Source organism: Nostoc sp. 'Lobaria pulmonaria (5183) cyanobiont', assembly GCF_002949795.1.
Taxonomy (GTDB): domain Bacteria; phylum Cyanobacteriota; class Cyanobacteriia; order Cyanobacteriales; family Nostocaceae; genus Nostoc.
The window spans coordinates 1-25,465 of sequence record NZ_CP026692.1; the positions used below are offsets into that span (position 1 = coordinate 1).

The 25,465-nt window shown below is 44.6% G+C and carries 26 protein-coding genes and 2 pseudogenes; 10 read left to right on the forward strand and 18 right to left on the reverse strand.

Translation table 11 applies throughout. The features are described from left to right. The first annotated feature begins 306 nt into the window (after nucleotides 1-306). From dnaA to NLP_RS35900, 4 genes and pseudogenes are all read left to right on the forward strand, one after another. Nucleotides 307-1,689, forward strand: a complete 1,383-nt coding sequence (dnaA, locus tag NLP_RS00005) for a chromosomal replication initiator protein DnaA (protein WP_104904604.1) — start codon at nucleotides 307-309, stop codon at nucleotides 1,687-1,689. A 684-nt stretch (nucleotides 1,690-2,373) separates the two neighbouring features. Then, nucleotides 2,374-2,562: a hypothetical protein gene (locus NLP_RS00010; RefSeq protein ID WP_158680225.1), complete on the forward strand. Its 189-nt coding sequence runs from the start codon at nucleotides 2,374-2,376 to the stop codon at nucleotides 2,560-2,562. After that, nucleotides 2,550-2,741: pseudogene (locus NLP_RS35895) on the forward strand (AAA family ATPase); the annotation flags it as partial. The gene NLP_RS00010 and the pseudogene NLP_RS35895, both read left to right, overlap by 13 nt. A gap of 87 nt (nucleotides 2,742-2,828) precedes the next feature. Then, nucleotides 2,829-3,014 (forward strand): LuxR C-terminal-related transcriptional regulator, encoded by a 186-nt coding sequence (locus NLP_RS35900; protein WP_442946680.1) that lies wholly within the window; start codon nucleotides 2,829-2,831, stop codon nucleotides 3,012-3,014. Nucleotides 3,015-3,027: 13 nt separating this feature from the next. On the opposite strand, the gene NLP_RS00025 is transcribed toward NLP_RS35900, so the two are convergent. Further along, the gene (locus tag NLP_RS00025) at nucleotides 3,028-3,966 is read right to left on the reverse strand and encodes an NADP-dependent oxidoreductase (RefSeq protein WP_104904606.1); all 939 of its coding nucleotides are present in this window, start codon (nucleotides 3,964-3,966) and stop codon (nucleotides 3,028-3,030) included. A gap of 619 nt (nucleotides 3,967-4,585) precedes the next feature. On the opposite strand from NLP_RS00025, the gene NLP_RS00035 reads away from it, so the two are divergent. From NLP_RS00035 to NLP_RS32585, 4 genes are all read left to right on the forward strand, one after another. After that, complete coding sequence (locus tag NLP_RS00035; protein WP_104904607.1) at nucleotides 4,586-5,146, forward strand: DsbA family protein; 561 nt, start codon at nucleotides 4,586-4,588, stop codon at nucleotides 5,144-5,146. Nucleotides 5,147-5,186: 40 nt separating this feature from the next. After that, on the forward strand, nucleotides 5,187-6,065 hold the full coding sequence (locus tag NLP_RS00040; RefSeq protein ID WP_104904608.1) for an aldo/keto reductase family oxidoreductase: 879 nt from the start codon (nucleotides 5,187-5,189) through the stop codon (nucleotides 6,063-6,065). A 55-nt stretch (nucleotides 6,066-6,120) separates the two neighbouring features. Further along, entirely contained in the window at nucleotides 6,121-7,086 is a 966-nt protein-coding gene (locus NLP_RS00045; protein ID WP_199784732.1) for a quinone oxidoreductase family protein, read from the forward strand. Between the two features lie 71 nt (nucleotides 7,087-7,157). Continuing rightward, a complete protein-coding gene (locus tag NLP_RS32585; RefSeq protein ID WP_158680226.1) occupies nucleotides 7,158-7,301 on the forward strand; it encodes a hypothetical protein in 144 nt (47 codons plus the stop codon). Between the two features lie 426 nt (nucleotides 7,302-7,727). Here NLP_RS32585 and NLP_RS00055 read toward each other — a convergent pair whose 3' ends face one another. From NLP_RS00055 to NLP_RS00130, 17 genes and pseudogenes are all read right to left on the reverse strand, one after another. Further along, a complete protein-coding gene (locus NLP_RS00055; RefSeq protein ID WP_104904609.1) occupies nucleotides 7,728-7,946 on the reverse strand; it encodes a hypothetical protein in 219 nt (72 codons plus the stop codon). Between the two features lie 85 nt (nucleotides 7,947-8,031). Further along, the gene (locus NLP_RS00060; RefSeq protein WP_158680227.1) at nucleotides 8,032-8,586 is read right to left on the reverse strand and encodes a hypothetical protein; all 555 of its coding nucleotides are present in this window, start codon (nucleotides 8,584-8,586) and stop codon (nucleotides 8,032-8,034) included. A 395-nt stretch (nucleotides 8,587-8,981) separates the two neighbouring features. Further along, a complete protein-coding gene (locus NLP_RS00065) occupies nucleotides 8,982-9,674 on the reverse strand; it encodes an alternative oxidase (protein WP_104904611.1) in 693 nt (230 codons plus the stop codon). Between the two features lie 117 nt (nucleotides 9,675-9,791). Next, complete coding sequence (locus NLP_RS00070; RefSeq protein ID WP_104904612.1) at nucleotides 9,792-10,250, reverse strand: transposase; 459 nt, start codon at nucleotides 10,248-10,250, stop codon at nucleotides 9,792-9,794. Between the two features lie 45 nt (nucleotides 10,251-10,295). Continuing rightward, the gene (locus NLP_RS00075) at nucleotides 10,296-10,457 is read right to left on the reverse strand and encodes a hexameric tyrosine-coordinated heme protein (protein WP_234017136.1); all 162 of its coding nucleotides are present in this window, start codon (nucleotides 10,455-10,457) and stop codon (nucleotides 10,296-10,298) included. Beyond that, on the reverse strand, nucleotides 10,438-10,974 hold the full coding sequence (locus NLP_RS00080) for a universal stress protein (RefSeq protein WP_104904613.1): 537 nt from the start codon (nucleotides 10,972-10,974) through the stop codon (nucleotides 10,438-10,440). Before NLP_RS00080 ends, NLP_RS00075 begins: the two co-directional genes overlap by 20 nt. 218 nt (nucleotides 10,975-11,192) lie before the next feature. Next, nucleotides 11,193-12,011 (reverse strand): MIP/aquaporin family protein, encoded by an 819-nt coding sequence (locus tag NLP_RS00085; protein ID WP_104904614.1) that lies wholly within the window; start codon nucleotides 12,009-12,011, stop codon nucleotides 11,193-11,195. Between the two features lie 245 nt (nucleotides 12,012-12,256). After that, nucleotides 12,257-13,312, reverse strand: coding sequence for a catalase family protein (locus NLP_RS00090; RefSeq protein ID WP_158680228.1), 1,056 nt, complete (start codon nucleotides 13,310-13,312; stop codon nucleotides 12,257-12,259). Between the two features lie 126 nt (nucleotides 13,313-13,438). After that, the gene (locus tag NLP_RS00095) at nucleotides 13,439-13,846 is read right to left on the reverse strand and encodes a hypothetical protein (RefSeq protein WP_104904615.1); all 408 of its coding nucleotides are present in this window, start codon (nucleotides 13,844-13,846) and stop codon (nucleotides 13,439-13,441) included. Nucleotides 13,847-14,090: 244 nt separating this feature from the next. Continuing rightward, nucleotides 14,091-14,741 carry a nitroreductase gene (locus tag NLP_RS00100; protein ID WP_104904616.1) on the reverse strand — a complete coding sequence of 217 codons (651 nt, stop codon included), beginning with the start codon at nucleotides 14,739-14,741 and terminating at the stop codon, nucleotides 14,091-14,093. A 100-nt stretch (nucleotides 14,742-14,841) separates the two neighbouring features. Then, complete coding sequence (locus NLP_RS00105; protein ID WP_234017137.1) at nucleotides 14,842-15,348, reverse strand: NAD-dependent epimerase/dehydratase family protein; 507 nt, start codon at nucleotides 15,346-15,348, stop codon at nucleotides 14,842-14,844. Nucleotides 15,349-15,401: 53 nt separating this feature from the next. Continuing rightward, nucleotides 15,402-15,947: a DsbA family protein gene (locus NLP_RS00110; RefSeq protein WP_104904617.1), complete on the reverse strand. Its 546-nt coding sequence runs from the start codon at nucleotides 15,945-15,947 to the stop codon at nucleotides 15,402-15,404. A gap of 204 nt (nucleotides 15,948-16,151) precedes the next feature. Continuing rightward, the gene (locus tag NLP_RS00115; protein ID WP_104904618.1) at nucleotides 16,152-16,781 is read right to left on the reverse strand and encodes a response regulator transcription factor; all 630 of its coding nucleotides are present in this window, start codon (nucleotides 16,779-16,781) and stop codon (nucleotides 16,152-16,154) included. Then, nucleotides 16,778-16,987: a sensor histidine kinase gene (locus tag NLP_RS32590; protein ID WP_158680229.1), complete on the reverse strand. Its 210-nt coding sequence runs from the start codon at nucleotides 16,985-16,987 to the stop codon at nucleotides 16,778-16,780. The genes NLP_RS00115 and NLP_RS32590 overlap by 4 nt, the downstream gene beginning before the upstream one ends. Nucleotides 16,988-17,122: 135 nt before the next feature. Continuing rightward, nucleotides 17,123-21,544, reverse strand: a complete 4,422-nt coding sequence (locus tag NLP_RS00125; protein WP_234017138.1) for an AAA family ATPase — start codon at nucleotides 21,542-21,544, stop codon at nucleotides 17,123-17,125. 54 nt (nucleotides 21,545-21,598) lie between these two features. Next, nucleotides 21,599-22,438 (reverse strand): serine/threonine protein kinase, encoded by an 840-nt coding sequence (locus tag NLP_RS34485; RefSeq protein ID WP_234017139.1) that lies wholly within the window; start codon nucleotides 22,436-22,438, stop codon nucleotides 21,599-21,601. Between the two features lie 193 nt (nucleotides 22,439-22,631). After that, nucleotides 22,632-22,917, reverse strand: a pseudogene (locus NLP_RS00130) (IS1634 family transposase); the annotation flags it as partial. A 173-nt stretch (nucleotides 22,918-23,090) separates the two neighbouring features. On the opposite strand from NLP_RS00130, the gene NLP_RS00135 reads away from it, so the two are divergent. Next, a complete protein-coding gene (locus tag NLP_RS00135; RefSeq protein WP_104904620.1) occupies nucleotides 23,091-23,981 on the forward strand; it encodes a type I restriction endonuclease in 891 nt (296 codons plus the stop codon). A gap of 102 nt (nucleotides 23,982-24,083) precedes the next feature. Next, a complete protein-coding gene (locus NLP_RS00140; RefSeq protein WP_104904621.1) occupies nucleotides 24,084-25,091 on the forward strand; it encodes an LLM class flavin-dependent oxidoreductase in 1,008 nt (335 codons plus the stop codon). The last annotated feature ends 374 nt before the right edge of the window (nucleotides 25,092-25,465 follow it).

A 25,465-nucleotide genomic window follows, 5' to 3' on the forward strand; every position in this document is an offset into this window, starting at 1 on the left:
GTGTCGTTGCTTCTCCGTGTCAATGAGAGTGCTGAGTTAAAAGTGCCGAGTGCTGAGTTAAAAGACCACTCATAATAAGGGACGAGGCATATACTGAGTACTAAAGCTCTGATAATTTTTTGCTTTACTCAGCACTCAGTACTTACCACTCAGTACTCGGTTTGGTCAGTGGGTGTTAGGATCTTGCCTACTAAATATGTCCCAAAATGATTACAACTTAAAAGCTTATTTTAGGTCTAGCGTGTCTCAATGCTAAATTAGTGCTTTCTCTTCTATTGTGACGATTAGCAGCAAAGGTGGTGGATAATGGAAATTCCCATAGAAAGTCTGTGGAGTCAGGTACTAGAGCGCCTAAAGCTTGAACTATCCCGACCTACCTTTGAAACTTGGATCAAAACTGCTAGTGCAGAGCGATTAGAAAATAATTGCTTGGTTATCTGCACTCCTAACCCATTTGCTCGTAATTGGTTACAGAAGTATTACATCAATACCATTGCTCATGTAGTACAAGATATTCTCGGTCATCCTGTGGGAATTTACATTACGGTTGCTCAAGGTGATGAAGTTTCTCATTTTAGTGAACGAGAGGTTGCTTGGGAATCACCAATTTCCAGCAGTATTTCTGAAGCTGTTGCTAATCACAATCATAAAACTACTGACTTAAACTCTAAATATGTCTTTTCGCGGTTTGTAGTTGGTGCCAACAATCGGATGGCTCACGCTGCTTCTTTGGCAGTTGCAGAATCTCCAGGGAAAGAGTTTAATCCTTTATTTTTATGCGGTGGTGTCGGCTTGGGTAAAACTCATCTTATGCAAGCTATTGGTCATTATCGCTATGCAGTTTTTCCTAATTGTAAAATATTTTATGTTTCTACGGAGCAGTTTACGAATGATTTAATTACAGCCATCCGTAAGGATAGTATGCAAAGTTTTCGAGAGCATTACCGAGCTGCTGATGTTTTATTAGTGGATGATATTCAGTTTCTGGAAGGGAAGGAATATACCCAAGAAGAATTTTTTTATACTTTTAATACTTTACATGAAGCTGGTAAACAAGTTGTCATTGCTTCCGACCGTCCGCCTAACCAAATTCCTAGCTTGCAAGAACGTCTTTGTTCTCGTTTTTCTATGGGCTTAATTGCCGATATCCAAAAACCGGATTTAGAAACGAGAATGGCAATTTTGCAGAAAAAGGCTGAGGATGAAAATATTAATCTTCCCCGCGATGTGATTGAGTATATTGCTTCTAACTATACTTCTAATATTCGAGAATTAGAAGGAGCTTTAATTCGGGCGGTGGCTTATATTTCTATTTGGGGCTTACCGATGACGGTAGAAAATATTACACCAGTTTTAGAACCGCCTAACGAAAAAATGGCAGCTACCCCAGAAGCAATTTTAAAGGTGGTGGCGGATAATTTTGATGTTTCAATAGACGACCTCAAAGGTAACTCACGACGAAGAGAGATTAGCTGGGCGCGTCAATTAGGAATGTATCTCATGCGCCAACACACGGCCTTGAGTTTGCCGAGAATTGGCCAGGAGTTTGGTGGTAAAGACCATACAACGGTAATCTATAGTTGCGATAAAATTACTCAACTTCAAGAGAGCGATCGCACCTTAGTACAAACTCTACGTGAATTGAGCGATCGCATCAATATGAACAGCCGTTCTCAAAAACCATCCTGAAGATGTCTTTTAAGTTTTCCACAACCAGCAGTGCGATCGTTAGCCTTGACGGCTGAATAATTAGTCAAAAATATTAAGTAACGTATAAAATTTGATTAAATCTAACTTAGATTGTGGAAAAATCTAACTTTTTGGGGAAAAATCTCTGAAAAACTTGAGATTTTGCTGACAAAACTTAATTAAGTATAATTACTTTGTGGAAAAGTACATAAGTTTTTCCACAAGTTTTCCACAGGTAGTTAACTTAGGAATTTTCAAGAAATAAACGAGCAAAAAAAACGTAGACGTGCAGAGGCTTCCCGTAGGCTACCACTCCAGACGCAAAGAACACAGAGAGACGAAAACAAGAATTTTCCACCAGAAATTTTGACCATTTCCAGAACTACGCCATTACCCAAATTTTCTGAGAAAAATTCGGCTCGTTTGCGATTGCGATTAATTTCACAGGTTTTTCCTAAGCCGAATAATCCTGAGTTTTTTACAGTTATGGTGGCAGTGTCGAAATCAAACGGCTGAGTTTGAATACCTGGGGGAGATTGTGTCCGGCTGAAATTAGAGTTTAGTTATTAATCTCTAATTTCATCAAACTCATTCTCGATTAGGCAAATAGTGAGTAATTATTCTGATAATGAGAATTCCTGTATAGTTTGAGGTATGCCAGATTATACTCTCCAAAGAAGCTCTATGATTGCTCTACCTGGTATTGCCATCCAAGATAATATCTACGAAAGTTCTAATTCTCTAGTGTATCGGGGCATCAGAGACGATGGACTAGCAGTCGTCGTAAAAATGCTAAAGCTTGATTATCCCTCACCTCAAGAACTAACCCGCTACAGACAGGAATATGAAATTATCAAGTTAGAGTCGAAATGATACTAGTGACCGGCTATGCTGGGATTGGTAAATCAGCATTAGTACAGGAACTCTACAAGCCGATCGCAGCAAAGCACGGCTATTTTATCTGGGGTAAGTTCGATCAATTTGGGCGCAATATTCCCTACAGCGCGATCGCAAATGCTCTGCAAAAATTGATCCAACAACTGCTAGGTGAATATATTCCTTCTGAAGTTGCTGCCAAGCTAATTCAACGGATGAACAATCCAGAGTTAAGCGATCGCGAGCTAGAAGTGATTCATCTAATGGTGGACGGCTTAAACAATCATGACATTGGTGCAGCTTTGCATATCACTGAAAGTACCATCAAATTTCACATCAACCGAATATTTGAGCAAATTAGGTGTGAGCGATCGCACTCAAGCAGTAGTCACAGCCTTGAAACGGGGTTTATCTCAATTGTGACTGAACTTACAGCAATTTTCAGGTAACAGCACCGGGGTGTCAGCTTTCGCGAACCGCTCCTGTGCTAATTTGCAAAACAATTTTGCCGCGTGTGCGCCCACTTTCGGAAAGTTGGAATGCCTTTTTCACTTCTACGAGCGGCAAAACGGTTGCGACGTGCGCTTTTAATCTGCCTTCGTCAACCAATGCACTGATGGCAGCTAATTGTTTTGCGTTTGGCTTGCAATGGACCCGCGCGGACTTGACGCCAAATTCCTGCGCTTTTTCTTCGGACGGAAACTCCACTGACGTTACCAGAAAGCCACCTTTTTTCAAAGTTTGGAACGCTCTTTCAAACGTGTCGCCGCCGACCGCATCGAAGACGACATCAACATCTTTAACGACTTCTTCAAAGTTTTGCTTCGTGTAATCAACGAATTCATCCGCGCCTAAATCTCTGATGAACTCTTCATTGCGTCCCGAAGCCGTACCGATGACGTATGCGCCTTTTGCTTTGGCAAGTTGAACAGCCAGCGAACCGACTCCGCCTGAGGCGCCGGTTATCAAAATTCTTTGCCCACTGCTGAGATGGGCTAAATCAAAAATTGCCTGCCATGCAGTCAACGCGCCGAGTGGAACCGCCGCTGTGTTCTCGAAATCGAGACTTTGGGGTTTAGAGGCAATATCCCCCATTTTGGCAACCGCGTATTCGGCGAAACCTCCAGAGCGGATGATCCCGTAAACCGCATCGCCTTCTTTGAAACCTCTGACATCATCGCCAATTCTTTCGATTGTTCCGGCAATCTCGCCGCCGAGCATGATGGGTAGTTTCAGACCGAGCCTTTCGCCCAAACCGTTACGGATTTTCCAGTCAACCGGATTAACCCCCGCGACGTGAACTTTCACCAAAACTTCGTCCGCTTTCGGCTCTGGGCGTTCGACATCAGCATAATTTAGAACCTCATCATTGCCGTATTCTTTGATTACTATTGCTTTCATTTTCCTCGCCCCTGTTTAATTCAATGGATATGGCAGAATTGGCTGATCACTCATAAAAATCTGCGGCGCTTACCGACATATAGAAACCCCATACTTACTTTTTAGCTTTTCTATAGTAACTTTTCACTCCCCCTCTCAAGCAACAACTTGAAAAGCAATGGGAATGGGAGGGGGTAATATTTCCTTACGACCTTGAGCAATCACTTGGGCAATGTAAGACCAAGGATCTACTTTTTCTCAAGCGACAAGTTTCAATCACGTGCCATAGAGAACAGTAAGCCAAACAGCCTTCCGAGGTACGTGTACCATAACTAATACGCCGTGCAATCACTGGAATTACTCGCTCAAGCAATGACTGATGCTGTAAATTATATTACCGAAGATGATGCCTTCGGTTGGTTCAACCACTGTGGTCTATTTACCTAAAAATTGCTGTAAGTTCAGTTGAGGCTTGGTTGCAGAGATAGGTAGTGGCTGTCATTTCGTCCCTTCAAACACTAAACTGTGGGTTGGCGACAAAGCTGCATTCGTTTTATAAGCTAAAGTCATACGAATGACAGTGTGAGGTTCAACCATGTAATCACTTTATGCCGTGAGAACCGTTTTTTGCCAAAGTACCATGAATCAAGCAGGTAGTAATTTCAATCAACTCCTTGTTCTACCCTCACAACGCGATCGCTACCAGCGAATTCTCAATGCCCCAGTCGTGCTTGTGGAATATGGAAATTACCAGTGTCTTCAGTCTGGGGAAGTGTATAGGTTGATTCAGGCAATTCAGCAGGATTTTGATTTCGTGCTTTCCCAGAAGAATCGGGTGTGTGTCGTGTTTCGTCACTTTATTCAGAGTTCATATCCTCAAGCCCAAAAGGCAGCAGAAGTGGCGGAAGCAGCAGCAGCGCCGGGTCAATTTTGGCAGATGCACGATCTGCTGTTTACCCATCAACAAGCCTTGGAAGACGGCTATCTCGTGGAGTATGCCGATAGGTTAGGACTCGATATTTTCCAGTTTCTGCGAGATCCATCCAGTCAAGTACACATCACCCGAATCGAGGAAGACACCGAAAGCGGAAACCAAAGCGGAGTAATGGCTGCCCCAGCTTTGTTTATTAATGGAATTCGTTATCGCGATCGCTGGAACATGGAGCAGTTGAAGGCGGCCATTACCACTGCAAGTCATTGATTTTTTCAGAAACCGATAAACATCTAGGAGGAACAAAAACATGATTGCTCAAGTGAACCTTGGCGGTAGTTTCACGCTCTCAGGCACCTCTGTGACTCTGAAGCGGATGGGCTATGGTGCGATGCAGCTTGCTGGATCAGGTGTTTGGGGACCGCCGCGCGACGTGGATGCTGCCGTTGCCGTTCTGCGCGAAGCGATCGCACTCGGAATCAATCACATCGACACCAGCGACTTTTACGGTCCGCACATCACCAATCAGCTCATTCGACAAGCACTGCATCCTTACCCCGAAAATCTGACGATTGTCACTAAGGTGGGCGCAGTGCGCGGCGCGGACGCATCGTGGAATCCAGCGCAGAGTCCGACCGAGCTTCGCCAAGCGGTGCACGACAACCTGAGCAACCTGGGCGTTGACGTTCTTGATGTCGTCAACCTGCGCCGGTGGGGGGACGGGCCGAACGAGGGGTCGATCGCAGAGCAATTCACCGCACTCGCCGAGATGCAGCAGCAGGGGTTGATCCGGCACTTGGGACTTAGCAATGTGACGGCGGCGCAGGTCGAGGAAGCGCGCGCGATCGCACCGGTGGTCTGTGTGCAGAACCAGTATAACCTCGCCCACCGCGACGACGAGGCGCTAGTGGGCGATCTGGCGCTTAAGGGCATCGCCTACGTGCCTTTCTTTCCGCTCGGCGGCTTCAACCCGCTTCAGTCCTCGACGCTGGACACAGTGGCGACGTCGATCGGAGCCACCAAGATGCAGGTGGCGCTGGCGTGGCTGTTGCAGCGCTCGCCGAACATCTTGCTGATTCCGGGTACATCGTCGGTTGAGCATCTGCACGAGAACCTCAAAGCCGCAGATTTGCAACTTCCATCGCAAACAATTACCGACCTGGACGCGATCGCGACAACCAAAGGTTGAAACGAAACAATTTTTGCCCTTCAAGGGGCTGAAGTAATTACAGGAGAACCTACTCATGCAAAATACTCCCCAACAAATGAAAGCAATGGCTGTGGATGAGTTCGGCGGCCCAGACAAGTTGACTTTGTACACCTTACCCGTACCTACCGTGGACGCAGCCGAAGTTTTGATTCGCATCGAGATCGCTGGAGTTGGCATCTGGGACGCGATGGAGCGCGAAGGTAAGCTGATGTATAACGAAGTCCACTTTCCGCGTGTGCTGGGCGGCGAATGTGCGGGCACCATTGCTGCCGTCGGCGACGGCGTTGAACGGTTTGCCGTCGGCGATCGCGTTTACGCACAGAGCTTCATGAACGATAAGGGCGGTAGCTATGCCCAATACGTCGTTGTATCCGAAAAGACGGTTGCACCGGTGCCCAATGGTCTCGATATGCTGATGGCAGGCGGACTGCCCATTGCCGGTGCGACGGCGCTCAGCAATTTGCAGGCGCTGGGGACGATCAACGAAACTAAATTGATGCTGTGGGGCGCGAGCGGCGGTGTCGGTCACGTCGCGCTTCAACTGGCCAAGCGCATGGGGGCGCGCGTTTTCGCGATCGCATCGGGTGCAGACGGCGTAGAATTAGCCAAGCAGTTGGGTGCCGACGAAGCGGTGGACGGACACAGCAACGACGTTGCACAACGCGCCCGTGCCTTTGCACCTGACGGCTTCGATGCTGCGCTAGTGCTAGTGGGCGGCGATGATGTTCAATCCACGCTGAGTTTGGTGCGACAGGGCGGAATCATCACCTTTCCTAATGGCGTGATGCCCGAACCCAAAGCGCCCGACGGTGTGGAACTCAAGAAGGCAAATGGCTTCGCCGACCCGATGTTGTTCGACCAACTCAACCGATTGGTGAGCATGGGTGAGTTTCAAGTTCTCATCGCGCAGACGTTTGGGCTCGAAGAAGCCGCACAAGCGCAGTCAGCGATGAAAAAGCATTATCTAGGCAAAATCGTGTTGCGCGTGAGCGGCGAATAAGAGCCTGATCAATCACCCATCAATCACCAATTAAATCCCTTTCAAATGGACAAAGACAGATTGCGCTGGGCTTGGCTGCCCTACTCCTCAATGAGCCGCTCACCTGGACAAAAGCGGCATCTGCGGGTGTGGCGTTTGTTGGCGTGGGGCTGATGGTTAGTAGTCCCGATCCCCGTCGCAACCAGCGAAGTTCACATGATGTCACAGCAAGTTAAACCACAATTTGCCTTGGCAGATATCTCTTTGCGATCGCATTGATTTTTAGCATTTTAAGGAGTTGATCGTGAGCGTTAAATGATGATTTTGCGTGTCCTTCACGCAAAATCATCACCTCTACAAACTTTGTCCGCAAAAAAGAAGGTATTGTAGCTGAACTTGTGCCTCTTTCCTACAAGTTTACGCAGGAGTGTAGTCTTCTTTTGCGTTTAAGCCACCAGGAATTACGCATTGAGAATTTAGGCAAGCGGCGTTGCACACCTTATCAAGCTGTCACAGTTTGCTGCCAATGCCAACTCGCCCGTGCGCTTCTTACAGTATCACGCAGCAGTTGAAGCGGCGATCCAAGCGTTCGGGATAGCGTATACGTTTCTGCGCCCGAATCTGTTTATGCGGGAGCGATCGCTTGACCATTCACTCACCACTTATTGATTAAAAACCGTAATCTTTATCTGGCAAGCATTTTGGCTTTTCTTAGTGCCATTCGGAACTTTACCCTTAGGAGCTAACTTAAGATTGTCTGCTGTGACGACGATCGCGTTGTAAGGCAGCTTTGCCATGCGAAGCCAGGTTTCAAGCTCCATACAGACTGGGCTAATGCTCGCTAGCCCCCATAGAGAAAGGGCAGTATATAAAGTAATCATTTTAAATCACCTCTATGATTTTCTTGGCGTTGAAGTAACGCTGCTTTAAGCTTTGAATCCTGGTAAAACAGCGTTTTGCCGCAGGCTACTTGACTTGAGTAATTTTCGCCCAGTAGAGATGCCATTGACGCTGCTCTTGAGTGGAGCCAGGAACATCATTGACTCGTCGCAGCACATAGCTGCCGCGAAATCGCTGCGGAGTTCCATTCGTGGCGATCGCAGTCACAGTAACCGGAATCTCAATGTAGATTGAGCCTGCACCTGGATCTGGTCTACCGGGTTTTCCAACTTCTACAGCAACGGATGTGGTGTTGGCAAAACCCTGCTTGAACTGCTCAAACGACTGCTTGCTAGCAGTGCCATTTCCATCCCAAGCTGAATAAGCTTGTTTATAGTCTTGACGGGCGATCGCACTATAATAGTCACGAATGACTTGAACTGCTTGCTGCTCAGAGCTTTGCGTGGGAGAGACTGGTGCTGGGGTTGGACTGGTCGCAATGAGATTTGCAACCGATGGAGTATTCGCAGAAGGTGGCTGCGATTTAACAGAGGCATTACAGCCTGTGATGGCGATCGCAAGCAGTACTCCTCCAACCGTCATACAGTGCTGTTTTAACCTGATACATAAAGAATTCATCATTGACAAAAATACCTCCTTGCAAATCTAGTGAGTGCTTTTCAAAGATTTTGCGTCAAACTACTTCCGCTTTTTTGTCGGTAGTATCGTGGCAAATTCTACTGCGACAAGTCAACCTACTTTAAAGTTAAAGTCACAATTGATTAGAATATATTTTTGCATTGCTGTTCCTTAAAACTCAAGTCAGGGGCTTATCCCTATTAATTACGAATTAGTAATTAAACTGCGTCCACGTTGAAAACCGTAGTTCTGTATGAATAGAAAAACCCTCATCCCCCAGCCCCTTCTCCCAATATTGGGAGAAGGGGAGCCGGAAAGAAGTCCCTCTCCCAAGTAGGGAGAGGGATTTAGGGTGAGGGCAAAAACTACGGTTCTCAACATAGATGAGGTTTATTTGGTCAAACTTCTGCTTCACTCGATAAAACTTTTGTGACTTCAAAAACTGTATGGGGACTTTTGAAGGTTAGCCGTGCTTCTGGTTTCTGGAGTGCCACCATAGTTTTCACATGTTCGGATTCGTCATCACGGATGTTTACAAACACGTCGTATAAATTATCTACCTTGGGACGGCGAAATTCATGACCTGGTGCAGTCTGAACTTCATCAAACATATAGAGGTCGCCATCGCGGTAGAAGTTGATTGCAACCTGGGGCGCTTTTTGAGCTTTCAGTTCGGCTTCATTGGTTTGCAAGTATTCGTCATAGGTGTGGTAGGCATGACCTTCAATCAGTTCCATCAAGTAGTAGGCGTAAGCGGGAAACAACATGTAAATTGGTACAACCACCCAGTAGTAAGCCACAGCAACGTGTTGAGCGATGAAGCGATCGATCCAGAGGCGACCGCCCCCCAGTGATTCCATGATTAACAAATGATGCAATTCGTTCCAAGTTTCAGCAAAGTGAACTTTCAACAAGTCGGCTTTGCGCCAGTAACCCAGCGTCTCGTAAAAATGCAACACCGATAGATAAGAAAAGTAAGGAACACGGGCAATGGTTTCCAACATATAAAACCGAGCGTAGGAACGATTTCCGTATACGACATCTACAATGAATACGAAAAAACTAACGATCGCTTGAATTAAAACTTTCATGGTGCATTTCTCCAAAATTAGAACAGATTACTAAATTTAAGGGACAAACTATTAGCCCCCAATCCCTAATCGCCAATCCCTTTTATAGCTATAAGTTCTACCCCAATATATAAACGTTTAGGGAAACACAAGTTTGGATGCAGGTGAATGACCCAGGTAAATGTGAGCAGACGATTTCAGCACAATTTCAGAGTAGATAATTTTTTGAATCTCTAAGCTAGGGACTCGATTTGCAAGTATGCGGTAAGCAGTGATTTCTCCTTCAAGGCTAAAGTCAGCATCTGCTACACAGTGGTAATAATCGTGAATTGCCAGGAAAGCAAAACCATAAAAAGGATTCGGATAAATCTCGCTATCGTAACTATCAGCCGACACCCAAAGCTGCTGTTGGGCAATATCCGCACACATTTGGGTAGCTGTGTGATAGCGCATGTAATTAGAGAACATGGGATTAATCGGAAGTTGTTGGAACTCGCTCATCAGCCAGTCACAGAGTTCTAGTTGAGCTATGTCTGAGATTTCGACAGATTCTCCTTCCAGGTAGAGTTTGGCAAGGGTATCTACTTTGGGTGTCATTGAAATCACCTCTGAGTAAATTACTGAATTGACGCTTTCGAGATATTACTTTTGCCAGTAGTTATTAGCAGCTGCGATCGTGGCAAACTCTGTGGCAACTGTCTGTCCAACTGCAATCAGCATCATGGCATCATTACCATATACATCTCGCAGTTGTTTCCGTTTTTCTTCATCCGGTTGAGTAAGTTTAATAATTAGACGGGCCAACCTGGACTTGATTGACTACAGGTGCTTCAGATTTGAGAGCAGCTGGAGTATGAACAACATGCACAGAACAAGGTGCATGGTGAAACACATAATTACTGACGCTGCCTAAAATCAACTCACTCAAGCCAGAATGTCCGCGACGACCGATTACAATTAAGTCAGCACCCCAACCTTGAGCAACTTCACAGATATTGCGACTAGGGTTGCCAGAATTTTGGGTGAATTCAGTACTCACGCCTGCATTGGTTGCTTGCTCTATATACGATCGCAATAAGTCGATACCCTGTTCTTTATAAGTTTGCCACTGCTTCCAATAATCCTCTAGAAGTTCTTTATGTAATGGGTGGTATTCGAGAGTAACTAGTGTAGGTATTTGGGGGCTATTCTTTTCTTCATTAGACAGGATATGTAATACCATCAAGTTTGCTTTGGTTGCCTTCGCTAGAGCCAGCCCTGCATCAAAAACAGCTTTACCATTTGGGGAACGGTCAATTGCAACTATAATTTTGCTAAACATGGAATCTCCTGAGTTAAAAAATTTCTAAATACCGAATGATTACCGTTTTACAAGGCAAAATCACAATACTTAATCAGACTGGCTTCACCTGCGGTTAGAGAGAGTTCTAGTAGAAGTTCATCTGCTTTAATCATGCAATAGCAGTTCAATCGCTTCTAGAAGCTAGCTCATACTGGAAATTGGCTATCCAAAGTATCAACTGACATACCCATCTAAGCTCATTTGTGCGAGTGAGGGTGGTGCTGGAAATGAGGCAGTTTAACATTTTTGAAAATACTGGGGTAATCAAAAGTGTAATACAGCTTTCCAGTCATAACATCCCGTTCTCCTAGCGCGATTAGCCGAAACGCCCCCACTGCGATCGCAGCACCCATTGGCGGAGCAATCCAATAAATCCACTGATGATGACAATTTCCTGTTATCAGTGCTGGAGCGAAACTCCGCGCCGGATTGAGGCTTGTTCCCGAAATTGGAGCTTCTTGCCATACCATCCCGGCAATTAACAGCCAAACGACCAAAGGTGTCCAGCGCATCAGCCGATGATGACTGACAAAGATAAAAATCGTCAACACCAACACAAATGTAATTGTGACTTCTGATAAAAATACAATCCATAGTGGATAATTCAACCCAGGCAGCGTCATGCCGTTACTAACGCGAATGGCATAATCTCCCCATAAAGTCACGAGCAGTAACACCGCAGCGATCGCTCCTAGAAACTGTCCGATCACAAAGCCAACAAAATCTCTCAGGTGCATTTTGCCATGTATCCAAAATGCGAGTGAGACAGAAGGATTGATGTGAGAGCCACTCAGTTTACCGATTGGAGAAACGGCTATAAGCGCTCCACTTCCAGCAAAAATTAGTCCCGTAATCAGCCGCCGAATGCTTGAATCAGGCACAAGCTTTTCTATTGGCAAACCGTGCCCAAAGTTAAAGACGATTGCACTCAAGCCAATGAAAATATTGAAAGCAGCTCCCAAGAATTCTGCAAAGTATTCGCGCCAATGCCACTGATTCTGAACGCTAGAATTCATAGTTTGTGAGTGTTGTCAAGAAGCTTGCGTTAATGCAGATCAATTAAAAGAGCGACACTACTTCCGCCAACAATTGATGGAAGTAATTCCTTCTTTAGTCGTCTGTAACGGATTAATTAAGTTTGGTAGGTTTTGTTTTCTAAAATAAAATATTAGTAGTGCCAGGTAGGGTTGTGCAGTCCCGCTCTCAGAATTTGATTGGACTGTACCCAAGAGTGGTTGATGGAAGTAGTAGACGAGAACAGTTATTGAGGATCGTCCAAAATTGAACTGTATGCCTGTGGCTCTTCGATGCGGTGTTGTGCGTACTTCCGTCGAGCCTTGACGATCTCCTGATACACCTTCTTGCGAGCTAAGTTGACGCTACCCAAAGGTTCGTGTTCGGGCAGAGTGTGCCAAGCCATGAACGATAGCCCCTCATCCAGTCGCTTCCGCTCCTTGAAGTCAAATTTCTGAGCGGGAACTGTGATAGTTGCAAGCTTCATAAAGGGTGAGTCTTCCTCCTTCCACTCCTGCATCGGATCTTCAATTGGAGTTTTTTCATCGTTGACATACAGCTGCACCAAGAAGTCAAAGATTGCATCTTTGCCGTTTTCCGACAAGTAATCAACGACTGCTTCGCGCAAGTAAGTCTCGGAAGTGGGAAGCGAACCAGGAGTATCTTGCTGATGAGGTTTTACAGAAAACTTGATAGACACAGAGCCAAGTTTATAGGGAGTCGTACTCCAATATTGGATCAGCAGTGGATTTGCAACTTGTTTGCTCGTAACCGCTTTGAGGACTTCAAACGTGGGTTGTAGCGATCGCAGTTCTTCTTCATTTGCCTGACCGACGCTTGCTTTGGTCAAGTTGGCAAATCCTTGGGCATCGCGGACAAAGAACACCGGATGATTAATTAGCAAAAAGTCTTGGGTTTCCTGCTCATCATCCAGAACTTTTTCACCTTCTACCTGTAAAAGTTTAATAGCAAGTGCCCGAACATCGGGATCGAGGTCTGACGCGAGTTTACCGCGCTTTTGTGCGGGGGAAGCATTGGATAGTCTGACCCAAATTGGGTAGGTTTTGGGTTGGACAAAGATACCCACCTTCAACGATTCGGGAATATTATCCTCAACTTTGAACTCTCCCCAAACTAAGGCATGACTTTTTGGATGGTCTTTTCGCAGGTCTGGACCCTTCTCGGCTTGAACTTTGAGATCGATGTCCACGATGGTGTCAATAGCCGCTTCTTGAGCAGTAGTGTTCAAGATGGTATCAGTAGCCGCTTCTTGAACAGGAGTGGATAGATTAGATTGGCTCATAGTTCTTTCTCCTTATTGATTGTGAGTGTTTCAAGACTGAGAAAATAAGGTTTACAGATAGATTGCTAGTTCACAGCGCTGCTTTCTTTAGTGTTGCGATCTCTGGGAATGATGATGAGTACAAACTCATAATATCTCCTCTGGTTGCTGGATTGTTTTCAATGCCCATCCACCAATCCAACATCCCAATCCATCTACAATTAATATGAGGATAGCTGTGATTTGGAATAGCAAACCCCAACCTGCAAAGGAAACTTGAGAAAGATGATCGGGGCTAATTACGATCAAATGATTGTAAATTCCAAAGAGGAGCGATCCTGCCATTGAACCCAGTAATAGCCAGCTACCAAGGTGGTAGAACTGTGTCCAAAGTAAAACGGCTGCAACGATCGGAGTCAGAAAAATTACAACAACCACGAACGAACTTTGAAGCAAAGATAGGCCAACAGGGATTTCCACATGTGCTAAACCATGCATTCCGTTGGCGATCGCATGGATGACCGCAATCGTTGTTCCATATTGAGCAATTTTCATCTTTATTCCTCCTGAGTAGAAAACTTCACAGACATCATTCATTGATGGCAGTGGGAGCGCAACCGCAAATATGCAATGCTGATTAGCTTAACTGAACTTACGGCGATGGAAAATTCTCGATAGGTCTGTTAGATTAATTTGTTTTGCACAGATGAACCTGTCTATCATAGGCAAAACGAATTTCTTTTTGACTTTTGACTTCCCCAAAGGGGCTGACGATTCTATGAAGAAAAGACAGCCTTTTTCAATCACCCTGAAACGAGACGTTTTTCTCCACCGTTTCACGGCTTATATGCAAATGATTAGCGGGAAAATCAGGATCGGAATAACCAACAGCTAAACCACAAATGATTAATAATTCCGGTGGAATGTTCAACTCACTGCGGATAATTTCCGGATAAGCTGCTAGCGAAACCTCTACGCAGGTATCAATGCCACGAGCGGTTAGGCACAACACCAGCGTTTGTAAATACATCCCCACACTCAAGGCATCTGCAACGCCCAAATCTCGGTGCATACAGACGATACCAACTACTGGTGCGCCAAAAAATTCGTAATTACGCAGAAGGGCTAGCTGTCTATTAACTTTATCGTCACGAGCAATCCCCATAGCTCCATAGACTTGCACGCCCAGTTCTTGGCGGTAATGCTGGAAAGCTTCCGGCAGCCCAAAGCTGTAGGGCGGCTGCTGCTTGGCTTGGTTTAGTAAAGCCTCTTGCAGACGATCTCGGCGTTCGCCTTGGGAAAACACCAACCGCCACGGCTGGATGTTTGAATTTGACGGCGCAAGCTGCGCTAGAGCGAGGGCTTCATCGAGCAAAGCCCGTGGCACTGGTTGCGATAAGAATTTGCGTGTTGAGTGTCGGTCTTTGATAGTTTGATCGAGATCAAACATAACTTTATCAACCTTTAGTAGTTAAAGAGAGTTCCAGGAAATAATGATTTGGTTTAGCTGCTTATAAGTAAAAACTCACGTATCATAAGTCATTTATGAGTTAGCTTGTACTTGGTACGGCAGTGTTAACCACCCATTGCAAAGGCCGAGGTTGAAAATTGAGTTCCCGTTTTGCCTTAGCATTCGATACTCCTCGCATTTGAGTACCGTAGTAAATGGCATCCGCACCACCTACTTTCAGCGCCTCCTCAACGGATATCTGAGGCGGTGGTGGCGCATTCAGCCAACGAGCAAAGGCAGGGAGCCACTCACGCACCTTTAAGGGGCGATCGTCCGTAATCAGGTAAATGCCAGGATTGCCCCGCTCCGCTGCCGCAACTGTCGCGATCGCCACATCCTCAATGTGAATCCACGACCAGACACCTTCGCCATTGCCAACGATGGGAAACTGTTGCTGTCGCACCTGTTGAGCAACGTCGCCATCGGCAGCAAACCAAGTGCCAGGCCCGTAGAAGAAGCCATAACGCAGAGCAATTCCTTTCGCCAGCAATTGCGCGATCAATGGACGACCGATCGCGCCCGTTGCACCTGCGACAAAAATCTTCATCTCTTAACCTCCTGTTGAAGCATGTAAAACATTTACATTTTGTTTAACTTCTGTTAAGGCTCACCTTGGCTCAAAATAGCTGTCATCAGTCGCTCAACTTCCCAGGCATTGTCGTAACGATTTCCGTTGATAAACAAAGTTGGTGTATAGGTGACACCACATTGCTTTCCACTGTACATATCTTGGGCGACTCGATCAGCATACTGGTGTTCGGCGATCGCTCTTAGAAACTGATGTAGATCCAGCCCTAATTCGTTGGCGTACTCCAATAAATTGCCATCACTCAAGAATTTCTGACGCTCAAACAGAATGTTGTGCATTTGCCAAAACTTACCCTGTGTTGCTGCTGCCTCGGCTGCCTCAGCTGCTTTTTGTGCTTGGAAATGAAGTTGCTTTTGGGGAAAGTGACGGCACACAAAGCAGAGTTGATGATTGAGTCGTTGTTGAATGGTTTTAATCATCTTGTGAACCTCTGCACAATAAGGACATTGGTAGTCGCTATACTCAATCAGGATGACAGGTGCATCTATCGCGCCTTGCAGGTGATCGTGGGGATTGATCGTAAGTAGCGATCGATCCTGGTAACTTGGCTGCTCCATGCGAGCGGGTTAGAAAAAGGGTTGCTGTATTATGGATTTGCTAAATCTCTGCTACAGCAAGTAAATTTAGTGTATGGAAATCCCCTGTAATTGTCGCCCTGCTCAAACAGAGTTTTTTACCTATACAAACCGAGCAGTCATAACCTGTCTCACAGACAGGTCATTGCTATCCTAAAGCATAGATGTTTGCTCATAGCCTAGCTATCAAATAGCGATCACACCTCGCTTTAGAGCAGTAATGAGCGCTTGTGCCCGATCGCTGGCTCCCAACTTACTCATAATATTTTTGGTGTGAAACTTGACGGTACTTTCACTAATCAATAGTTCAGTGCTAATCTCTTGATTATTCTTGCCGCGTGCCATCAGGTTCAGCACTTCTAACTCGCGATTGCTCAGTTCAGAAATGCCCATGCGCTCGGCCAGTTTCGCACCCACTGCGGGTGGAATGTACTGTTGACCCGCATGAACCGCACGAATAGCGCTCAAAAGTTCCTCAGCCCCAGCATCCTTCAGGACATATCCTTTTGCCCCAGCTTGCAGTCCACGATAGATGTCTTCATCTCCGTCGTAAGTAGTCAGTACGATAATTCGAGCTTGTTTAAATTCAGCACGAATCGTAATCGTTGCCTCAACTCCTCCGATTTCAGGCATTCGTAAATCCATTAACACAATGTCAGGCTGATATTGACGGAAGAGTGCGATCGCTTCACGCCCGTTGCTTGCTCGTCCAATCACCTTGATATCTGTTTGAGATTCAAGCAAAATGGTTAACCCCTGTGCCACCATCACATGATCGTCCGCAATCAGAACGTGAATGAGAGGAAATTGGCTCATGATGGCTCCCTCGGATTGACAGATACGACAATTTCTGTTCCTCGTCCTGGTGCGCTCCCAATGGTGAGTTGTGCGCCGATGCGCTCCGCTCGTTCAGTCATTCCCAGTAAACCAAACCCGCCGATTGTGTCATTGTTCATCATAAATCCTTGACCGTTATCTTTGATCCGGAGGATGAAGTGCGATGGCTGATAGACCAATGGCACGAAGATAAGGCAGGAGGCAGGAGGCAGAAGGCAGAAGGAAAAGAAAAGAAAAACCTGGAAGTCTTGCAGCACAAGGATTTAAAACTCCTGCCTCCTGCCCTCTGCCTCCTGCCTCACCCCAACAAATAGCTTTTCTTAGTGCCATTCAGCACTGATATACTTTTTACCAAACGGGTAGGGAATTTCTGCCTCATAGGTTATTATCTGTCCTTCTAGCGTTCGATTGATGTACGGTTGGGCAACCTGATAAGCTGGCTCACCCAGAAGTTCACGGACAGACTTGCCTATAATCTCATCTCGACTACAGCTAAACCAGACCTCATAGGTGCGATTGACAAATCGATAGCGCTGATTGGCATCCACATAACAGATACAAACGGGTAGAGCATTGGCGATCAGTCGTAATTCTTCCTCTCGTAAGCGAAGCTCGTCGTAGACATCGCGCAATGCAGCTTCGCTTGCTTGTAAAGCTGCCGTTCGTTGAGCTACTTGTTGCTCTAAGGTGCGGTTGTAATCGGCTAGCAGTTCCTCGGCTTGTTTGCGCTCTGTGATGTCTTGAAAAGCTGAGATCGCATAAGCCACCTTGCCCTGTTCATCAAAAATTGGAGTTCCCCACCCTTCAACTTGAATGATTGCATTGTTTTGGTGAATTTCTAAATCGTCAATTCTAGTGCGTTCACCACTCAATGCCCGCATCACTGGCAGGTTTTCAATTGGATATGGTTGCTCCCCTCCCGCCAGATAAAGTTGATAAACCTCTGCGAGTTGATCCGGCGTTGCGGAAGGCACAATTCCTTTGCCCAATAGCTGAATTGCCTGTTGATTGGCGTAGCAAGGGCGACCCAGCGCATCTACAACTCCAATTCCTACCGGAACCGCTTCTAGAAACTGAGCCATTTGACTTTCGCTGGCGCGCAGCTTTGAGTAGAGTCTGGCATTTTCGATGGCAATGGCTGCCTGAGTTGATAACAAATTCAAAACTTGCGATCGCTCCGGTGTAAATGCTCTAGTTGCTAGCTGATTTTCTAAATACAATATGCCGACGAGCTTACCTTGATTTAGCAGTGGCAAACAGAAGATTGATTTCGTTTGGTTATGCTGAACGTATGGTTCACTGACAAAATTTCCTTCACCAGTTGCATCGTTTAGGATAACAGATTCATGAGTACGAATAACATAATTAATAATTGATTCAGGCAGGTGATTTGCAATTGGGATAGATTGCAGCACTTGTGTTGCATACACATTATCATTATCACCATCATTTAGTTCGCCAGAAGCTTCAATCACCCATTCTCCTGCGTTTTCCAAAATTAAAAATCCTGTTTGTGCGCCAGCATTTTCAATTAATATTTTCATCAAGGAATTTAACAACACCTCCAGTTCAATTTCACTGGAAATTGCTTGTGATGCTTTCAGAACCGCCGTCAAATCGAAAGCGATGTGTGAGGTATTAGAGATACTTCCAGCAGTGGTGCGGATTGGTGGAGCTATGTCGGACAAGTGAGGAAAGAACTGCGGATAGCGAGTTTCCAAATCTCTAACCTTGGCAGTCGCTCCCCAACGCTCATAACAGTAGTGAGCTTCCTTCATATAGGTTTGGGCAAATTTTTCTCTACCTCTGGCTAAATAATGTTTTGCAGCCAATTCATAAGCTAACGCCTCTTCTTGGATATATTTATTTTCTCTGGCTCCTTGAATAGCTTGTTCGTAAAATTCTTCTGCCTCAAATAACTGACCCAGAACTCGCGCTGTCTCTGCTTGCACCAACTGGTATTTATGCAAATGATTCATCGGCGCACTATCTGCCCATACCTGGAGCTTACTCTGGTTAACTGCAACTGCTTCCAGGATTTTTCCTTGCGCTTGATCGCTGCTTCTAGAATAGGTTGCGAGTTGTGCCAGAGAGCTATAAAAATAGTACACAGGAACAGGAGGTGTCGATTCTAGGTAGCTCACATACGGTGCCGCTAAACTGGAGTTTTCAACTGCCTGGGAATACTCAGAAAATAAATAGCAAAGAAAAAGCTGGTAGCAATATAAGAAAAAGATTGAGGTGCCATTATTTTCTGTTTCATGTTGCCGCAATCTATTCTCTTGATCGTAGGCTTCACCGTTTAGACGGGTAGGATTGGTTGAGCGTTCCATCAAATTTAAGACAACCTGATGATGCATCTGAGTCCAAATGAGTGCTGCTTCTTGTTTCAGTTGACGGATGGCTTCACTGTAGGTTCTCATCTCGCATTCGAGTTCCACGAGTTCTTTGCCCACACAGAGGGATTGTAAGCAGTAAACTTCAGCACAGTAGGCAGCAAACTCTAAATCTCCAGTTTCCAAACCACTGTGATAGCCTTCTATGAATGGCTGCAATGTTTCTCTGGAATGTTTTTTCCAATGAACGATGAATATGTTGACGCTCAGTAATGTCTTAGCTTTGAGTGGCTGAGTATTTGGTTGTGACAACTGTTTGAGAGCCAACTGCCCAAACTTGTAGCCAGACTCGATGTCTTTGCCCGTCCGACAAAGAATGAATCCATACAGAGCGTACACAAAGGGAGACACTGGCAGATTGCTATATTGGATTGAGAGGCTGACCTGTTTAGAGACAAATAGTGGCAGTATATCAGGGGCGGCAAGATGAGCAGCAAGCGTTATTCTAGATAGGATTCGCATCGCCGCCAACTGGTTTGGCTCGGCTATTTTCGGTGAATGAACCCGCTCTTGACTTGACCTCTCATTGAAGAGTGATGCGATTGCATCGAGTTCAAGCTGAATATCTGACTGGCTAGGCGTTTTAAGAATAGCGATCCCCAGTTGCGACAAAACTTGCAATCCAGTATTTATCGCTTTTGACAACTGCTCCTGCGCGACATAAATTTGAATTTTGACTTCGTAAACTTTTACGGTATCGATAACTGTCTTAGCTTTTTGTAGTACAATCGACAACCAGTGTTCTACATCTTCAAAATCACCACATAAATAGGCGATTTCTGTTGTTTCTGTATATAAATCTAAAGTCAGGTCATAGTTGGTTTGCCAGCTAGAAGCTGCTAGCCAAAATCTTGCTGTAGCTAAATATTTTTTCGCCACACTATAGGCGATCGCTGCTTTTGCTTTTTGACCTGCAATTAAATTTAATTGAGCAATTTCATTGCGTTCAATTTGATCGCTAACAAGCTCAATCCCATAATTAAGATGATCGACAATTTCAAACAGCCGCTCTGATCTTCGCTCCGGCAAAATTTTTTCCAGCAGATTACGACCAATTTGTAAATGAACAATTTGCTTGTGCGAGTCATCAATTAAGGCGTATGCTGCTTGCTGCACGCGATCGTGCAAAAACTTATACTCTTGAATTAACAAGTTCTCATCTAATTCAGATAGGGGTTGAATTAATCCAACTTGTATTACTGCCAGTAAATCTTGGAAAACCGTTTCAAGTGGTTTCTCATAAACAATCGATAGAGTATTTAAATTAAATTCAGCACCGACGCAAGCAGCTAACCGAAGAATTTGCTGTGTGTTCTCTGGCAGTTTCTTCAACTTGTGAAGCATCAACTCCACAACATTATCAGTGATATTTTGAGCTTGAATCTGAGCAATGTTCCACTGCCAGCTTAAGTCTTCAGCATCAAAGGTCAACAGATTTTCGCTATACAGCGTCCTCAAAAATTCATTGACAAAGAAAGGATTGCCCTCGGTTTTACGCAACACTAACTCAGCTAAAGAACGAACAGTGTCAGTATTGTGATGCAGTGTCTCGGCAATCAGCTGGCTTAATGGCTCCAGCGTTAAAGGTGTCAGGATAATTTCCTGAAACACTGCCCCTTGTTTTCGCAGTCTTGAGAGCGTTAACATCAACGGATGGGTTGGATTGACCTCATTATTTCGATAAGCTCCAATTAAAAATAGGGATTGGGTTTGCTCATCAAGCAGCATCAACTCAATTAATTTCAACGTTGCTGAGTCTATCCATTGCAAATCATCTAAAAAAATTACAAGCGGATGTTCCTTTGAACAAAACACCCGCACAAACATTTTAAAGATGCGATGAAAGCGATTTTGAGCTTCAATTGCTCCAACTTCTAGTACGGGGGGCTGCTTGCCAATAATTAACTCAACTTCTGGGATTACATCAATGATAATTTGTCCGTTGGTTCCTAATGCTGTGAGCAGGAGCGATCGCCACTGTTGCACCCGATTATCTGGTTCACCGAGCAATTGCTGCACCAATTTTTGCAGGGCATTTGCGAGCGCGCTGTAGGGAATATTACGCTGAAATTGATCGAATTTACCCCAGATAAAATAGCCACGCTTTTGGGTGATCGGTTTATAAATTTCCTGCACTAATGCTGATTTCCCAATTCCAGCATAGCCAGATACCAACATCATTTCAACTTGGGATGTTGAGTTGGATCTTTGTTCCTGTTCTGAAGTTTTTTCTGTGTAGTTTTGTGAAGAAGCAACGCGGTCAAAAGCCGCCAGTAACATTGCAACTTCCCGATCTCTTCCATACAGTTTTTGGGAAATTTGAAACTGTTCAGAAACGTCTTGCACAGCCAGTCGAAAGCGAGAAATTTGATCAGATATCTCAAATTGGTGAGCACAGATTTATAAATCCGCTTTGATGCCCCAAGCACTCTGATAGCGATCCTCCGCATTCTTCGCCATCAGTTTCAAAATGATATCTGAAATGGGTTTAGGAATGGTTGCATTCAAATCGTAAGTTGGAGGTGGTTGTTTAGCAATATGACAATGGACTAGCTCAAGCACATCCTTTGTTGGAAACGGCAACTGTCCGGTGAGCAGTTGATAAAAAGTCACACCGAGGGAGTAAAAATCGGTACGGTAATCGAGCAAACGGTTCATGCGCCCGGTTTGCTCCGGTGAGAGGTAAGCAAGTGTGCCCTCTAACACATGAAGACTTTTGAATGTTGGATTAGTGTGGTTAAAGCGGGTGGCTATCCCAAAGTCAATAATTTTGACAATGCCAGTCTCCGGATTAAAAACGATGTTGCCAGGATTAATATCCTTGTGAACAATATTGGCAGCATGGATTCTGCCCAGAATATCAGTGATATTAATCGCTAATGGTAAAAAATCAGGTAAGAGCATCGGGCAAAAGTCTGAGCGTTCCTGCATCCATCGTTCTAGGGACTCTCCGCCAAAATCTTCTAGGAGAATAACGAGCGTACGTTGATAGTCCTGCTGGCTGTATGCCTTGACTACTCCTTCTATGTTAAGGGAACGGGTAATTTCATATTCCTGTCTGTAGCGCGTTAATTCTTGAGGTGAGGGATAATCAAGCTTTAGCATTTTAACGATGATCGCTCGACCATCTTGTACTCTGATACCCCGATATACCAGAGAATTAGAACTCTCATAAATTTTACTTTGGATAGCGACTCCGGCTAGAGCAATCATTGAACTCTCTCTCCAGATGAGTGTCATGAGCCACATCACCAATTATATAGTTGCGACAGGTAGTATATTTTTTTGCTTTTTGATTGTCTCACTTTTTCTTTGCCGACTTAGTAAGTATTTTTACTTGGTTTTTCCGAAGATGGATTTCTAACTCCCGATTCGCCCATTTTTTCGGGAGTTAGAAAAAAGACTACTCAGGAGTAAAAGATTGACCACCAAGTTAAGTGTAAATAGTAGTCGAGAACCCAAGGAAAACAAGAATACGCTGCTGTAAGGGTGTGCATAGCACTCAAGTGGGCATAATACTTCATTTTTCACCTCAATCAACAGCAGGGTAATTTCTTTAAATGCTGCAAGAAGTAATTCAGCAGTGGGACGTGCTGTTTCTCGCTTCGGATTACCAACATAAAGTCCAGCAAGCTTTTCTTGATTTTTCTTAGATGGCGACAAACCTGAAACTCTAAAAGGGTTAACACTCGCAAACCAATTGAAAGTATCAGAAATAGAAATATCATTACCAATAAAATTGGTAGAATGTAGCACTAGATACAATATTATTGAACAATTTTAGCTTTGATAGTTACTATCAAGCCGTATACGCCATCTGTGAATATACCAACCAATGTCAGCAAGCTATGCGCAGCTTCTGCATTGACTCAAAATTAAGTCTTCCACTCTCATGAATCCAGCACAGCTAAGGCAAACAACTGTGAAGGCGAGTCGTGTTATAAGAAAACTTCGCCGCCGTTTTGATCTCACACAATCTGCGATGGCTGCGACGGGCTACGCCTACGCACCATCTTTGCTTACTTGGTTCGAGGTCATTGGCTACACAGTTTTATTAGAGCCAGATGTTGCTTTAGGTAAGCATCGCATCGGGCGCAGTAGTTATAAAGAAGTGGTTTTGCGCGATCGCCTTCATAGCGCTTTACAAAAGATTAACCCAACAAAACCGCCTGAAGCGATCGCCAAGGCTATCTATCAAGTTACCTCCACAGAGAGTTCTGACTTGTTGGAAAATAACCGCCGCTTTCACAAACTTCTAACCGATGGTGTTGAAGTTGAATATTTCTTGAACGATGAAATAGTTCATGATAAAGTGTGGCTCACCGATCCATTTAATTTGCTAAATAATGATTGGCTAGTTATTCATCCTTTGACTGTAGTTGAAGGGAATCATGCTCACTGTCCTGATGTAGTTGTCTTTATCAACGGTTTACCATTGGCAGTTATTGTCTCGATTTATCCAAGTGATGAACATGCCACATTCAAAGCAGGTTATCAACGAATCCAAACTTACCTTCAACAGATACCGAAGCTGTTTTTTTATAATTCATTCCTATTTCTTACTTGCGGAAATCAAGCACGAGTCGGTACATTAACCTCAGACTTGCAGGAGTTTTTACCCTGGCACACTATTGAAGGTGAAGATTTTTCTCTCAAAGGTGCAACTGAACTAGAGGTGCTGATTCAAGGTATTTTTGATAAACGGCGTTTCCTAGAGCAAGTATTGCACTTGATAGTATTTGAGTCCAACGGAACCGACATCAGTAAAAAATTGCTTCGCTAACCTTTTTGCACAGAACCAAACTCTCTAATAAAACGTTTCGCTCCCCACCTGTTTGTGGCTAAAACTGCGACGGCTTGCAACACAAAAATAAGAACACTTGCTATGAAAACTGGACTGTTCTGCAATTACGAAAATCATCACCAAGATGCTCGTCGTGCCATCGAGGAGCAAGTTGCGTTGGTAAAACGTGCAGAAAGCTTGGATTTTGAAGAAGCTTGGGTAACAGAGCATCATTTTAACGATTTCAGTGTTAGCCCATCGACTTTAATGTTGATGGCACACTTAGCAGCCGTAACTGTCAAAATCCGATTAGGTTCAGCAGCATTATTGCTGGCATTTCACAACCCGATCGCTATTGCTGAAAGCATTGCTACACTGGATAATCTGTGCAACGGACGACTTTCCATTGGAATTGCTAAGGGTGGGCCGTTCCCCGAACAAAACAAGCACTTTGGCACTCCCATGAGTGAATCTCGCTCTAAAACTCTAGAGGCAATGGCATTGATTCATAAACTACTATATGATACTGACGTGTCATTTAGTGGCAAATACTATCAGTGCGAAGGAGTGACTATTTATCCAAAACCTTTGCAGAAACCGATTTCAGTATATGTAGCAACCAGCGATGATGAAGCGCTCAAGTTTACCGCTATTAATTCCCTTGGCTTAATGGGAGGAGCGCCGTTTTCTCTGGATACTCTTAAGAGCAATGTTACTAAATATCGTGCGATTAATTCCAGTGGTTGCGATCGCTTGATGCTAGCACGGTTCTTTTTTGTTGCTCGCACAAATGAAGAAGCAGTAAGTGAGGCATTGCCTTTTCTTCGCACTTTTAGCCAAAGAATGAAAGCTTTTAAACATAGAGCCAAAAGTTGTGGTAATGACAGTAAACATCCGATGTCGATTAGCGATCAAAAAAGTTCTTTTGATGAAGACTATTTGCTGAAAAACTCAATTATTGGTGATGTAATTACCTGTCGTGATAAAATCAAACGATTTCAGGATGAGCTTAATTTAGAGACTTTAGCACTCAATCCTTGCTCGTTAGACCTGCAAAAAAAACTAGAAAGTTTGACATTTTATAACCAGGAGGTGCAAAGTTACGTCTGAAGAGACTGCGATCGCTAATTATTTAATGGTCTTAATTATAATTCTTTAACATTACACAAGCTTGTTTATAAACTGTTATTGGATGTAATAAAACCTGATTACGCCATGTGAGATCGGAGGGCGAAAAGACCTCTAGTAATCGCTGCTTGGAGAGGGCAAACAAGTTTCTCTGTCTCAACAATCCGACGTGTAATCATCGGAGTAGGGGCGCAAGGCCTTGCGCCCCTACTTTGAGTGGCAACGATTACGTAATTGCGGTTAAAGATAATCTTGTTGAATGAAACAGTCCTACCTTCAAAAGGGGAGAACCGGAATCAAAGTCCCTTTTTTTAAGGGGGATTTAAGGGGATCTAAAACCTTTTGCTACCGACCCA